The sequence below is a fragment of the Acidovorax sp. 93 genome, from assembly GCF_003633835.1.
Taxonomy (GTDB): domain Bacteria; phylum Pseudomonadota; class Gammaproteobacteria; order Burkholderiales; family Burkholderiaceae_C; genus Acidovorax; species Acidovorax facilis.
Map to the genome: position 1 here is coordinate 3,839,849 of NZ_RBIT01000001.1, position 12,529 is coordinate 3,852,377.

The following is a 12,529-nucleotide window of genomic DNA, read 5'->3' on the forward strand; positions in this document are numbered from 1 at the left end:
TGTCAGGAAAGACCTGCACGCGCTCTACAGGACGCGCTGCCCTTCGCGCCACACCCCACGCACCACGGCCTGGCGGCCGCCATCGGGCAGCTCGGCCATGTGCACCTGCACCAGGTCGGCGCGCAGGCCGGGCGCCAGCGCGCCCCGGTCGGCCATGCCCGCGGCCTTGGCGGGGTTGCAGGTGACGGTGGCCACAGCCTGTGGCAGGGGCAGGATGTCGTCCTGCACCAGCCGCATCACCGCGCTCAGCAGGCTGCCGGGCACGTAGTCGGACGAGAGGATGTCCAAGAGCCCCCGGCGCGCCAGATCGGCCGCCGCCACATTGCCCGAGTGCGAACCACCGCGCACCACGTTGGGCCCGCCCATCACGGTGAGCAATCCACGTTCGTGCGCGGCCTGGGCTGCGGCCAGTGTGGTCGGGAACTCCGACATCGCGGCCCCTTCGGCATGGGCCTGCTCCACATGGGCCACCGTGGTGTCGTCGTGGCTGGCCAGCGAGATGCCGTGCGTGCGGCAGTAATCCACAAAGTACGCACGGTGTGGCTCGGCGTACTGCGCCTGCAGCGTGGCCGCGTGCGCCACCTGGCGCTCGAACTTCTCGGCGCTCCAGCCCTTCTTGCCGGTGTAGTAGGTGCGCGCCTGCTCGATGTTCTCCCACTGGCGCTGGCCCGGGGTGTGGTCCATCAGCGAGATCAACGACAGGCGCGGGTGCCCGTGGAAGGGCTCGAACAGGTCGATGGTGTTGGGCGCAGGCAGCTCGCAGCGCACATGCAGGTGGTGGTCGGCCCGCAGCAGGTTGCGTTCGGTGCAGGTGTCGATGGTGTCGAGCACGCGGTTCCAGGCGCTGCCGCGCAGGCTGTCCACGTCGGCCTCGCCCACGCCCAGCGCGTCGAGCACTGTCGTGATGCCTGCGGCCGCAATCTCGGCGTCGTGCGCCAGCAGTGCGGGCATCTCGGCCCATTGCACCTTGGGGCGCGGCATCAGGTGGCGCTCGAAGTTGTCGGTGTGAATTTCCACCAGGCCAGGCAGCAGGTAGTCGCCGCCCAGGTCAATGCCCTGCAACGCCGATGTGCCACCGCCGTCCACCGACGCGAAGCGCCCAGCATCCACCTGCAGGCTGCCCAACACCACTTCGCCCGGCAGCACCATGCGGGCGTTCTTGAACACGGTCGCGGTCATGCCGATACCCCCCGGAAGTCACCCACATTCACGCGGCGCGTGGCCACAGCGGCACCCACCTGGGAGTCGTGAAAGATGCCCACCAGGGCCGCGCCGCGCGCCACGGCCTCGCGGATCATGGCAATCACGGTCTCTGTGTTGGCCGCGTCGAGCGATGCAGTCGGCTCGTCCAGCAGCAACAGCGGCTTGGGCTTGATCATGTTGCGGGCGATGTTGATGCGCTGCTGCTCGCCACCGGAGAACGTGGCGGGCGGCAGGTGCCACAGCCGCTCAGGGATGCGCAGGCGCGTCAGCCACTGGCGGGCTGCCTCGCGGGCGGCCTCGATGCCCGCCGGGTCGCCGCCCGCGTCTTCGGCCAGTGGCTCGGCCACCACATCCAGGGCCGACACCCGTGGGATGACCCGCAGGAACTGGCTCACATAGCCCACGGTGTCGCGCCGCAGCTGCACCAGCGCACGCGGCGTGGCCTGCGTCACATCCACCACGGCGCCATCGGCCGAGCGCACGGTGATGCTCCCTGCATTGACCCGGTAGTTGGCGTAGATCATCTTGAGCAGCGTGCTCTTGCCCATGCCCGAGGGGCCGTCCAGCACCACACATTCACCGGGCTGCACGGCCAGGTCCACCTGGGCGAGCACGGGCAGTTCGATGCCGTTCTGGTGGTGCAGGGTGAAGCGCTTGGCCACCCCTTGCATCTGGAGAATGGGCGCGATGGAAGGGGGCTGGTTCATGGCTGCAGTACCGAAGAAACGAGGAGCTGGGTGTAAGGGTGTTGCGGGTCGTCGAGCACCTGGTCGGTCAGGCCCGCCTCCACCACGCGGCCGCGTTGCATGACCACCATGCGGTGGGCCAGCAGGCGTGCCACGGCCAGGTCGTGCGTGACCACAATGGCCGCCAACTGCATCTGCCGCGTGAGCTGGCGCAGCAGGTCCAGCAGGCGCGCCTGCACCGATACATCGAGGCCCGACGTGGGTTCGTCCATGAACACCAGGCGGGGCTGGGTGACGAGGTTGCGCGCAATCTGCAGGCGCTGGCGCATGCCGCCCGAAAACGTGCGCGGTGCATCGTCGATGCGCGCCGCGTCGATCTCCACACGCTGCAGCCATTCGGTGGCCGTGGCGCGCAGCTTTCCGTAGTGGCGCTCGCCCAGGCCCATCAGGCGCTCGCCCACGTTGGCACCGGCGGACACATCCATGCGCAGGCCATCCGCCGCGTTCTGGTGCACAAAGCCCCAGTCAGTGCGGGCCAGCAGACGCTGCTGCGCTTCGGTCATGGCATAGATGTCCTGCAGCTCGCCGCTGCGCTGGCGGAACTGCACCGTGCCTTCGTCCGGGGCGCTGCGTGCTGCAATGGCGTTGAGCAGCGTGGACTTGCCAGAGCCCGACTCGCCCACCACGGCGAGCACTTCGCCCGGCCACAGGTCAAAGGAGGCGTCTTGCAGCGCCACACGGTCGCCATAGCGTTTGCTGACGTTGCGCACGCTCAGCAGCGGCGCCGCATTTTCGGGGGTGTTCATGTGAGACTCTCGATCACAAAGCTCAGGCCATGCTGTGCAAAGCCCAGGGATTCATAGAAGGCATGCGCGCCCTTGCGGCGGGCGTTGGACGAGAGCGCGAGCTTGTAGCAGCCGGCATCGCGCGCCTGCTGCATCGCATGGGCCATCATCTGGCGGCCAATGCCACGGCCCTGCTGGTCCTGCGCCACCACCACGTCTTCGACGATGGCCGAGGGGGTGCCCCGGTGCGCCAGGTTGTGCATGACGAGCAGCGCATAAGTGCCCACCACGGCGCCGTGCTGCGCGGGGTCACAGGCCACCCACAGGCGGTAGCTGGGGTAGCGGGCAAACTGGGCCCACACGGCCTGGGCTTCTTCCAGGGTCAGCACGTCGGCCGCGCTGTCTTCAATCGCGGCATACAGCGCCAGCACGCTCTCCAGGTCGGACTGCAGGGCTTCGCGGATGTGCATGGTGCTCATGCGGCGCCGCCTTCCACCTGCGCCGTTTCGGCCTGCTGCGCCTGGCGCTCCTGGCAGTAGTCCGAATCGGAACAGACATGCATGCGCCCGCCCTGGTCGTCGGTGATGACCTCGTCCAGAAAGCTGTCGGTGGCGCCACACAGCGCACAGGCAGCATCCCAGCGCTGCACCTCGAACGGGTGGTCCTCAAAACCCAGGCTCTCCACCGGTGTATAGGGCGGCACGGCGTAGATGCGCTTTTCGCGGCCCGCGCCAAACAGCTGCAGCGCGGGGTTCATGTGCATCTTGGGGTTGTCGAACTTGGGGATGGGCGACGGCGCCATCACATAGCGGCCGTTGACCAGCACGGGGTAGTCGTAGGTGGTGGCGATGTGGCCGTAGCGTGCGATGTCTTCGTAGAGCTTGACGTGCATGAGCCCGTACTCGGCCAGGCCGTGCAGGGTGCGTGTCTCCGTCTCGCACGGTTCCAGGCGTTGCATGGGCTCGGGCACCGGCACCTGGTAGACGATGACCTGGCCTTCGGCCAGCGGCGTCTCGGGGATACGGTGGCGCGTCTGGATCAGCGTGGCCTCGCGCGTGCGGGTGGTGGTGGCCACTGATGTGGTGCGCTCGAAGAAGCGGCGGATGTTGACCGCGTTGACCGTGTCGTCCGATCCCTGGTCGATGACTTTGAGGCAGTCCTGCGGGCCGATGATGGACGCGGTGACCTGGATGCCGCCTGTGCCCCAGCCATAGGGCAGCGGCATCTCGCGCGAGCCAAACGGCACCTGGTAGCCGGGGACGGCCACGGCCTTGAGGATGGCGCGGCGGATCATGCGCTTGGTGCGCTCGTCCAGGTAGGCAAAGTTGAAGTGGCCGTCCACCGGTGCGGCGTCGGCGGGCAGGCCCATCACGGCGGGTTCCAGGGGTGCGTTCATGCGGCATCCTTCTCGGCGGGGGTGGTGGGGTGGGCGGCAGCGGCGCGCATCTTGCGCACCAGCTCCAGCTCGGACTGAAAGTCCACGTAGTGCGGCAGCTTCAGGTGCTGCACAAAGCCCGAGGCTTCGAGGCTGTCGCTGTGGCCCAGCACGAACTCCTGCATCTGTGCGGGCGACTCCACCGGCTCGCCCAGCTCATCCGCGCGCAGGGCGCGGTCCACCAGGCTCATGGCCATGGCCTTGCGCTCGCTGTGGCCAAACGCCAGGCCATAGCCGCGCGTGAACTGCGGGGGCTGGCTCTTGCTGCCTGCAAACTGGTTCACCATCTCGCACTCGGTGATCTCGATATCACCGATGTCGATGGCAAAGCCCAGCTCTTCGGGTTCGATCTCCACCGCCACCGTGCCCAGGCGCACCTCACCCACAAACGGGTGTGAGTGCGAGTAGCCGCGCTGTGTGGAATACGCTATGGCGAGCAGGAAGCCCTCATCGCCGCGCGCCAGGTTTTGCAGGCGTGTGGCGCGGTTGGCGGGGAAGCGCAGTGGCTCGCGGGTCAGGTCTGTGGGCGCGGGGTCGCCCGGGGGCACGGGGCGGGTTTCGATCAAGCCTTTCTGGTTGAGCAGGTCCACTACGCGCGGCGTGGGGCCGGGTGGCACCGCAGCTGCCGCAGCGGCAGGCGGCGCCACCGGGCCTTCGGCCAGCAGCTTGAAGTCCAGCAGGCGCTGCGTGTAGTCGTAGGTGGGGCCCAGCACCTGGCCACCCGGCAGGTCCTTGAAGGTGGCGGAGATGCGCCGGTCCAGTGCCATGCGGCTGGTGTCCAGCGGGCAGGTGGTACCCAGGCGCGGCAGCGTGGCACGGTAGGCGCGCAGCAAGAAGATGGCTTCCACCAGGTCGCCCGCCGCCTGCTTGATGGCGAGGGCCGCGAGTTCGGGGTCGTACACCGAGCCCTCGGTCATCACCCGGTCCACGGCCAGCTTGAGCTGCTGACGAATCTGCGCCACCGAGAGTTCGGGCTGCGCGGCATCGCCCCGGCGCTGGCGCGCCAGCAACTGGTAGCTGTTGAGAATGGCGGCTTCTCCGCCCTTGACGGCTACGTACATGCTCAGGCCTCCTGAAGGGCTGGGGTAACGCGCGCCGCCCGCGTGGTGCGGGGCAGGCCCACGATGTGGCCTGCCGTGGCCAGCACCAGGTCCACGCCGCGCGGAAACACCGCGTGGTTGGCGGCCCACCGGGCCTCGAAGTCGTCGGGCAGGCCCTCGACCTGCAAAGCAGCCACCTCCTGGATGCCGGGGCCGCGCAAGTGCCAAGCACCTTCGGAATCTGTCGTGGTGGCCGTAGCGCGCAGGACATCGACCACGCAGGTCGCGGACTGGTCGGGGTAGATGTCGGACCCCAGCGCGAGACTGTCGAGGGGCGGTACCACGTCGCCTTGCGCCACCCACACAAAGCGAGCCTGAGCGGCCTCGCTCACCAAGGAGCAGCCCGTGTGAAAGCGCAGCCACGCACCCGCGTCGCTGGCGGCCAGGCGCGGCGAAAGCCACAGCGTGCAGTCACTGTCGAGCAGCGCCAGCAGCACGGCCGCCGATGCGGCATGCCCCACGACGGGCGTCTGCGCGTCGTGTTCCACGGCCACCGTGCGACCGGGGTGCGAAAGCGCCTGCAGCACCGCGCGGAACACCGCCTGGCTACCGAAGGCTTCGTTCGAGAATCCGGCACCCAGCGATGCCAAGGGGGTCGTGTTCATTCGGTGTCCTCATCGTTGTCAGAACCGCTCTCGCGCGCCACGGTGAAGAAGTCCACCTTGGTGCTGGCGGCACGGACCTGGCGCTCGGCCTGGGTGTTGCGCAGGTGGTTGCGGATGGGTTCGAGCAGTTGTGCGTCCAGCACCGGTTGCTGAACAGGGTCTTGCAGCAGCGCATCGGCCAAGGCCGCCAGCTGCACCTGGCGGCGCGATCGGCCCAGCACGTAGGCCACGCCCACAGTGGCCTCGGCGGCGTCCGATGCGTCGGCCACGCGCAGCGCGCAGCGGGTGACAGTGACCTCACCCAGGTTGAAGCGCTCGCCCGTTCCGCCAGCGCGGCCCTGCACCATCATCAGGCCGGTCTCTGGCGCACGCAGCCAGCGCGCGGGGCGCGTGGCATGCTCGTGCAAGGCAGATTCGAGCAGCCCCAGCGGCGCCCGGGCCAGCAGCGCCATCCACTGCGCACGGCCCAGGGGGCGGCCCGGCCCCGGGTTGTCAAAGGCTTGAAACATGGAAGTGGTACCCTGAAAGTTGTATAGACAAATTGAACAACTGGCGCCAGCTTAAAGAGCGCGCATGTAGGTTTCATGACAGCCAGCACCACCTCTCTCACGACCCCGTTGCAGGTCCCGCAAGCACCACCACTGCGCCCTGCGCGCGACAGCTTCTGGACGCGCATTGCCGCCGAGTTGGCCGAGGCCATCGGCAGCGGCGTCTATCCGCCAGGCCAGCGACTGCCCTCGGAACACGCGCTGGCCGAGCAGTTCGGCGTGAACCGCCACACCATTCGCCGCTCGCTCGCCAGCCTGTGCAGCCAGGGGCTGGTGCGCATCACACAGGGCAGCGGCACCTATGTGGAAGACTTTGCGGTGGACCTGGTGCTGGGCAAGCGCACGCGCCACCAGCAGGGCCTGGCACAGGCCGGTCTGCGCGGCAGCCTGGTGGTGCTGCAGGCCCAGACCACGCGCGCCACGGCGGCGCTGGCCAAGGCGCTGCAGGTGCCCGCGCGCAGCCCGCTGCTGGCGCTGAGCGTGCGGGGCGACGCCGAGGGCCAGCCCCTGCACATCAGCGAGCGCTACTTTCCCCTGCCCCGCTTCGAAAGCCTGGCGGCCGTTGTGCGCGAAACGGGCTCCATCACCGCAGGCTTCACCGCCCACGGCGTGGCCGACTACACGCGCCGCGAAAGCCGCATCACCGCCGAGCTGCCCAGCGCCGAAGTGGCCGCCCAGTTGCGCCAGCCCACCTCACGCCCCGTGCTGCAGGTAGAGAGCCTGAACGTGGACCTGGCAGGCACGCCCATCGAATGGGCCCGCGCCTGGTTTGCGGGCGACCGCGTAAAACTGACCATTGACCACGATGAACACGCCTGACATGCCACCCACCCACCACCGCTATGCGGTCTATTTCGCACCCAACCCGGGCAGCCTGGGCTGGCTGGCCGGCAGCCACTGGCTGGGGCGCTGCGCCGCGCTGCTGCAGCCGCTGCAGCAGCTCGCCATCGACGGCGTGGCGGCGGACGACCTGCACCGCCTGACCGCAGCGCCCCGCCGCTACGGCTGGCACGCCACGCTCAAGGCGCCGTTTGCACTGGCGCCCGGCACCGACTGGATCGCGCTGCACCAGGCCGTGCAGTCCGTGGCGCGCGGGCTGCAACCCTTTGTGCTTCCGCCCCTGCAGGTGCAACGCATCGACGACTTTCTGGCGCTGGTGCCCCCGGCGTTGCACCCCGCCAATGCGCAGATCCAGGAGACCGCCGCCACCTGCGTGACGGCGCTGCAGCCTTTGGCCGCCCCCTTGTCCGACGCCGACCTGGCCCGGCGCCGCGCGGCGGGGCTCACTGCCCAGCAGGACGCGCTGCTGCAGCAATGGGGCTACCCGTTTGTGCTGGACGAGTTCCGATTCCACATGTCGCTCACCGGCAGCCTGGCGCAGGTGGGCGCGCAAACGCAGGCGCTGGTGTTCGAGGCCGCGCAGGAGTTCTTCTCGGACCTTCCCATCCTGAAGTTCAACAGCCTGGCCTTGTTCGCAGAGCCCACACCCGGCGCCGACTTTGTGCTGCTGGATCACCTGGAGATGGGCGCATGACCGCGGGCCGGCTGGTCTACTGCATGGGCCCCTCGGGCGCGGGCAAAGACAGCCTGCTGGACTGGTTGCGGGCACACCTGCCCACCCCATGCCCCGTGCACTGGGCGCAGCGCACCATCAGCCGCTCCGCCATGCCGGGCGGCGAAGCCCATGAAAGTGTTTCGCCCGAAACGTTTGTTGCTTTGCGCCACGAACTGGCCTTTGCCCTGCACTGGGAAGCCAACGGCCTGGGCTACGGCGTGCGGCATGCACAACTGGCGCCGCTGGCCCAAGGCCACTGGGTGCTGCTCAATGGCTCGCGCGCCTACTTGCCTGAGGCCCTGGCGCGCTTCCCGGACCTCGTAGCGGTGCACATCACCGCCAGCCCCCAGGTGCTGCGCGAGCGAATACTGTCGCGGGGCCGCGAGAGTCCTGAGCAGGTGGAGGCCCGCGTGCAACGGGCCATGGCCTACACACCGCCCCCAGGCACTGTCAGCCTAGAGGTACACAACGACGACGCGCTGGGCAATGCAGGCCAGCGACTACTGAACGCGCTGGAGCAGTTGCCGGGCTGGCCCCTGCACAGTGGCAAACTTTCACGCCAACAACCTGCCTATTCGTAACCCTTTCCATCCCGTCAGCCATCCACAGCACCCACCATGACTGCCATCACCGTCTATCACAACCCCAAATGCGGCACGTCCCGCAACACGCTGGCCATGATCCGAAACAGCGGCGTGGAGCCCGAGGTCATTGAGTACCTCAAGACCCCGCCCGACCGAGCCACGCTGGTGGCGCTGATTGCGGCGACCGGCGAGCCGGTGATCAACGCTGTGCGGACCAAGGAGGCGATCTTCGCCGAGCTGCAGCTGGACGCACCGGGCGTCACCGACGCCAAGCTCATCGACGCCATGCTGCAGCACCCCATCCTCCTCAATCGTCCCATCGTGGTCACGCCCCTGGGCACGCGGCTGTGCCGCCCGTCCGAGAAGGTGCTGGACATCCTGCCCGCACCGCAACAAGGTGCCTTCACCAAGGAGGATGGCGAAGTCGTCATCAATGCGCAGGGCCAGCGTGTCTGAGGCAACCTCGCGCGCCCCCTCGATAGCCCACCGCACGGCATGAGCGCCGCCTCGCAACGCTGGACCGTGGCGCGCCTGGGCACGGCCCAGACCCTGGCCTGGGCCTCGTCCTACTACCTGCCCGCCATGCTGGCCGCGCCCATGGCGCGCGACCTGGGCGTGACCACACCCACCGTGTTCGCCGCGTTTTCGGTGGCGCTCATCGTGTCGGCGCTGCTCGGGCCTTTCGCGGGCCGGGGCATCGACCGCCATGGCGGCCGCCCGGTGCTGGTGGGCACCAATCTGTTGTTTGCCGCCAGTCTGGTCGGCATGGCGCTGGCGCAAGGCCCCGTGGGCCTGTTTGCCGCCTGGGTGCTGATGGGGGTGGCCATGGGCTCGGGCCTGTACGAGGCCGCGTTTGCCACGCTGGTGCGCCTGTACGGCCAGGGCGCACGCGGCGCCATCACCGGCATCACGCTGATCGCGGGGTTTGCCAGCACCGTGGGCTGGCCCCTGTCGGCCTGGATGGAGACGCAGTGGGGCTGGCGCGGCGCGTGTGCGGGCTGGGCCGCATTGCACTTGCTGGTGGGCGTGCCGCTCAATGGCTGGCTGCCGCGCGCCGACGCTGCAGAAAAGGCTACCGAACCATCGACGGACGTCATCGCAGCGCCCGCCACAGAACCGGCCGTATCCGCCCCGCCCACTCCAGCACACCCGCTGCGCACCACCGTGCTGCTGTCCTTCGTGTTTGCGGTCACGTGGTTCACCAGCACCGCCATGGCAGCCCACCTGCCGCGCTTGCTGCAGGCCAGCGGTACGTCGCTGCAGGCGGCAGTGGCCCTGGCGGCACTGGTGGGCCCTGCGCAGGTGGCGGCACGCCTGCTGGAGTTTGGTTTTCTGCGCCGCCTGCACCCGCTGCTATCGGCCCAGCTGGCAGCCGCCGCACACCCTGTGGGCGCGGGCCTGCTGATGGTGCTGGGCGGGCCTGCGGCGGCGGTGTTCACCGTGCTGCACGGGGCAGGTAACGGGATACTGACCATTGCCAAGGGCACGCTGCCACTGGTGCTGTTTGGGCCAGCAGGCTACGGCGCGCGCCAGGGCCTGATGATGGTGCCCGCCCGTGTGGCGCAGGCGTTTGCACCGGTGCTGTTTGGCATGCTGCTGGACCGCGCCGGGGCAGCGGCCCTGTGGCTCACCACACTGCTGGGCCTGGCCGCGTTGGGAGCGCTGTGGCTGCTGCGTCCCGTGGCGCGGGTCTGAACGATCAACCGCGCGGCACCACAAACGCCTTCCGCGCCGCGAGCGCTGCGGGGCGCGAGTGGCAGCCTTCCAGGTGGTCGTTGACCAGACCCATCGCCTGCATGAAGGCGTACACCGTGGTGGGTCCCACAAAGCTCCAGCCGCGCTTTTTCAGGTCCTTGGACATGGCAATGGATGCGGGCGAAGTGGACAGCGTGCGCGCCACTTCGCGCGTGAGCCGCTCGGGCCGGTCGGCAGCGGCCGGCTCGTAGCGCCAGGCGTAGTGCGCCAGCGATCCGAATTCGCGCTTAAGCTCCAGCACGCGGCGCGCGTTGTTGATGGTGGACTCGATCTTGCCCCGGTGGCGCACGATGGCCGCATCCTGCACCAGGCGCTCGACTTCGGCGGGGCCGAAGGCCGCGACCTGCTCGGCGTCGAAGTTCGCGAACGCGGCGCGAAAACCCTCGCGCTTGTTGAGGATGGTGAGCCAGCTCAGGCCCGATTGAAAACCCTCCAGGCAGATCTTCTCGAACAGCCTGCGGTCGTCGGCCACCGGAAAGCCCCACTCGGTGTCGTGGTAGTGGCGGTACAGCGGCGTGGCCTGGCACCAGGTGCAGCGCGGGCAACCGGCCTCGTCGGCGAACAGGCCGTCGGCCAGCGCAGGTGGGCGAGCAGGATCGGGAGCGGTCAAAGGGGTCATGCGCGGCATTCTAGAAAGCGCAACAGCCAGGCTGCTGACAGGGCGAGCGCAAAGGGTTCGATCTGCCCATAAACTGCCCCCATGCGCCAGCCACTTTCTCGCCTGCGGGCCACTTTCAGCCTGATGTTTTGCCTGGTGCTGGCCGGCTGCGCCAGCACCACCGGTCCCTCCAACGCGCTGGGCTACTACTGGCAATCGCTGCGCGGGCACATGCAGATCATGCATGCCGCAGAACCGATTGACGAATGGGTGGCGCGCAAGGACATCTCGCCCGCCCTGCGCGAGCGGCTGCAGCTGGCGCAACGTGCGCGGGCTTTTGCGGTGGCGGAACTCGGCCTGCCCGACAACGCCAGCTACCGCCGCTATGCCGACCTGAAGCGCCCCGCCGCCGTGTGGAATGTGGTCGCCGCGCCGCCCTATTCGCTGACGCTGCACACCTGGTGCTTTCCGGTCACGGGCTGCATCGGCTACCGGGGCTATTTCACCGAGGCTGCGGCACAGGCCGAGGCCGCCGAACTGGCAGCGCAGGGCCTGGAGGTGGAGGTGTACGGCGTGCCCGCCTACTCCACGCTGGGCTACATGAACTGGGCGGGCGGCGACCCGCTGCTGTCCACCTTCATCGCCTGGCCCGAGGGTGACTTTGTGCGCCTGCTGTTCCACGAGCTGGCGCACCAGGTGGTCTATGCCAAGAACGACACCTTGTTCAACGAGTCCTTTGCCACGGCGGTGGAACGCATTGGCGTGGCGCGGTGGCTGGCCACGCAGTCCCCCCCCGCCGCGCGCGAGGCCTACGCCACCAGCGAAGCGCGGCGCAGCGCCTTCCGCATGCTCACCCGGGCCACGCGCACCCGCCTGGCGGCCATTTATGAGCAAAAGGAGCTTCAAGCGCTAGAGGATCATGCGCTGAATGCTATGAAAACGGAAGCAATGAAGGCTTTCCGAGACGACTATGCCGCACTGCGCGCACGCTGGCTGGACGCGCCCGGCGGGACGCCCCCCCGGGCCACCACTGCCCAGGTGGCAGGCTACGACCGCTGGGTGGCCCAAGCCAACAACGCCAGTTTTGCCGCCCAGGCCGCCTACGACGAACTGGTGCCCGCGTTCGAGGCCTTGTTTGAACGCGAGGGGCGCAACTGGCCCCGGTTTTATGATGCCGTACGACAACTGACGCAGCAGCCCCTGCCCGAGCGGCACGACACACTGCGCGCCCTTTTACCTGACCCCCAACACCTCAAGGAGACAGCCGGTGCCTGACATTCATATCCACCGCGAACACCACCTGGGCTTCAAGGAAGCCCGCAAGGTCGCCTTCTCCTGGGCCGAAAAGGCCGAAGAAAAATTCGACATGGAATGCACCTACGAAGAAGGGGACAAGGAAGACCTGCTCACCTTCACCCGCTCGGGCGTCAAGGGCACGCTGCTGGTGGATGCGCACCAGTTCGAGATGAAGGCACAGCTCGGCTTTCTGTTCGGCGCGTTCAAGGACCGCATCGAGGCCGAAATTGGCGAGCAGCTGGATGCCCTGCTCAACGCGCCCCACCCCGGCGCCAAGAAGCCCGCTGCAGACAAGAAGAAACATGCAGCAGACGCGGAGGCTGACAAGCCTGCCCCCAAGGCAGCGGCCAAGCCTGCCGCCAAGACCAAGAAGGCCTAG

The 12,529-nt window shown here is 68.4% G+C and carries 16 protein-coding genes; 7 read left to right on the top strand and 9 right to left on the bottom strand.

Translation table 11 applies throughout. The annotated features are described in order from the left end of the window. Nucleotides 1–24 precede the first annotated feature (24 nt). Genes C8C93_RS17450 through phnG form a run of 8 tightly spaced genes read right to left on the bottom strand, consistent with a single transcriptional unit; the run spans nucleotide 25 to nucleotide 6,323 of the window. Nucleotides 25–1,179 carry an alpha-D-ribose 1-methylphosphonate 5-triphosphate diphosphatase gene (locus C8C93_RS17450; protein WP_121507732.1) on the bottom strand — a complete coding sequence of 385 codons (1,155 nt, stop codon included), beginning with the start codon at nucleotides 1,177–1,179 and terminating at the stop codon, nucleotides 25–27. Continuing rightward, on the bottom strand, nucleotides 1,176–1,910 hold the full coding sequence (gene phnL / locus C8C93_RS17455) for a phosphonate C-P lyase system protein PhnL (RefSeq protein ID WP_121507733.1): 735 nt from the start codon (nucleotides 1,908–1,910) through the stop codon (nucleotides 1,176–1,178). The genes C8C93_RS17450 and phnL overlap by 4 nt, the downstream gene beginning before the upstream one ends. After that, on the bottom strand, nucleotides 1,907–2,695 hold the full coding sequence (gene phnK / locus C8C93_RS17460; RefSeq protein WP_121507734.1) for a phosphonate C-P lyase system protein PhnK: 789 nt from the start codon (nucleotides 2,693–2,695) through the stop codon (nucleotides 1,907–1,909). The genes phnL and phnK overlap by 4 nt, the downstream gene beginning before the upstream one ends. Then, nucleotides 2,692–3,153 (bottom strand): GNAT family N-acetyltransferase, encoded by a 462-nt coding sequence (locus tag C8C93_RS17465; RefSeq protein ID WP_121507735.1) that lies wholly within the window; start codon nucleotides 3,151–3,153, stop codon nucleotides 2,692–2,694. Before C8C93_RS17465 ends, phnK begins: the two co-directional genes overlap by 4 nt. Next, a complete protein-coding gene (locus C8C93_RS17470; protein WP_121507736.1) occupies nucleotides 3,150–4,070 on the bottom strand; it encodes an alpha-D-ribose 1-methylphosphonate 5-phosphate C-P-lyase PhnJ in 921 nt (306 codons plus the stop codon). Before C8C93_RS17470 ends, C8C93_RS17465 begins: the two co-directional genes overlap by 4 nt. Next, on the bottom strand, nucleotides 4,067–5,170 hold the full coding sequence (locus C8C93_RS17475) for a carbon-phosphorus lyase complex subunit PhnI (protein ID WP_121507737.1): 1,104 nt from the start codon (nucleotides 5,168–5,170) through the stop codon (nucleotides 4,067–4,069). Before C8C93_RS17475 ends, C8C93_RS17470 begins: the two co-directional genes overlap by 4 nt. 2 nt (nucleotides 5,171–5,172) lie before the next feature. Next, nucleotides 5,173–5,814, bottom strand: a complete 642-nt coding sequence (gene phnH / locus C8C93_RS17480; RefSeq protein WP_121507738.1) for a phosphonate C-P lyase system protein PhnH — start codon at nucleotides 5,812–5,814, stop codon at nucleotides 5,173–5,175. Beyond that, nucleotides 5,811–6,323, bottom strand: coding sequence for a phosphonate C-P lyase system protein PhnG (phnG, locus tag C8C93_RS17485; RefSeq protein ID WP_121507739.1), 513 nt, complete (start codon nucleotides 6,321–6,323; stop codon nucleotides 5,811–5,813). Before phnG ends, phnH begins: the two co-directional genes overlap by 4 nt. Nucleotides 6,324–6,398: 75 nt before the next feature. Here phnG and phnF point away from each other — a divergent pair, with 75 nt between their 5' ends. The 5 genes from phnF to C8C93_RS17510 are packed head-to-tail and all read left to right on the top strand — an operon-like array spanning nucleotide 6,399 to nucleotide 10,196. Beyond that, nucleotides 6,399–7,181, top strand: a complete 783-nt coding sequence (gene phnF, locus C8C93_RS17490; RefSeq protein ID WP_121507740.1) for a phosphonate metabolism transcriptional regulator PhnF — start codon at nucleotides 6,399–6,401, stop codon at nucleotides 7,179–7,181. Next, complete coding sequence (locus C8C93_RS17495; RefSeq protein WP_121507741.1) at nucleotides 7,168–7,896, top strand: DUF1045 domain-containing protein; 729 nt, start codon at nucleotides 7,168–7,170, stop codon at nucleotides 7,894–7,896. Before phnF ends, C8C93_RS17495 begins: the two co-directional genes overlap by 14 nt. Then, the gene (phnN, locus tag C8C93_RS17500; RefSeq protein ID WP_121507742.1) at nucleotides 7,893–8,498 is read left to right on the top strand and encodes a phosphonate metabolism protein/1,5-bisphosphokinase (PRPP-forming) PhnN; all 606 of its coding nucleotides are present in this window, start codon (nucleotides 7,893–7,895) and stop codon (nucleotides 8,496–8,498) included. The genes C8C93_RS17495 and phnN overlap by 4 nt, the downstream gene beginning before the upstream one ends. A 36-nt stretch (nucleotides 8,499–8,534) precedes the next feature. After that, entirely contained in the window at nucleotides 8,535–8,957 is a 423-nt protein-coding gene (gene arsC / locus C8C93_RS17505; protein WP_121507743.1) for an arsenate reductase (glutaredoxin), read from the top strand. 39 nt (nucleotides 8,958–8,996) lie between these two features. Then, the gene (locus C8C93_RS17510; protein WP_121507744.1) at nucleotides 8,997–10,196 is read left to right on the top strand and encodes an MFS transporter; all 1,200 of its coding nucleotides are present in this window, start codon (nucleotides 8,997–8,999) and stop codon (nucleotides 10,194–10,196) included. A 4-nt stretch (nucleotides 10,197–10,200) separates the two neighbouring features. Here C8C93_RS17510 and C8C93_RS17515 read toward each other — a convergent pair whose 3' ends face one another. Then, nucleotides 10,201–10,875, bottom strand: a complete 675-nt coding sequence (locus C8C93_RS17515) for a DNA-3-methyladenine glycosylase I (protein WP_121508847.1) — start codon at nucleotides 10,873–10,875, stop codon at nucleotides 10,201–10,203. An 81-nt stretch (nucleotides 10,876–10,956) separates the two neighbouring features. On the opposite strand from C8C93_RS17515, the gene C8C93_RS17520 reads away from it, so the two are divergent. Together C8C93_RS17520 and C8C93_RS17525 are read left to right on the top strand one after the other, a co-directional pair. Beyond that, nucleotides 10,957–12,129, top strand: a complete 1,173-nt coding sequence (locus tag C8C93_RS17520) for an aminopeptidase (RefSeq protein WP_121507745.1) — start codon at nucleotides 10,957–10,959, stop codon at nucleotides 12,127–12,129. After that, entirely contained in the window at nucleotides 12,122–12,529 is a 408-nt protein-coding gene (locus C8C93_RS17525) for a polyhydroxyalkanoic acid system family protein (protein ID WP_121507746.1), read from the top strand. The genes C8C93_RS17520 and C8C93_RS17525 overlap by 8 nt, the downstream gene beginning before the upstream one ends.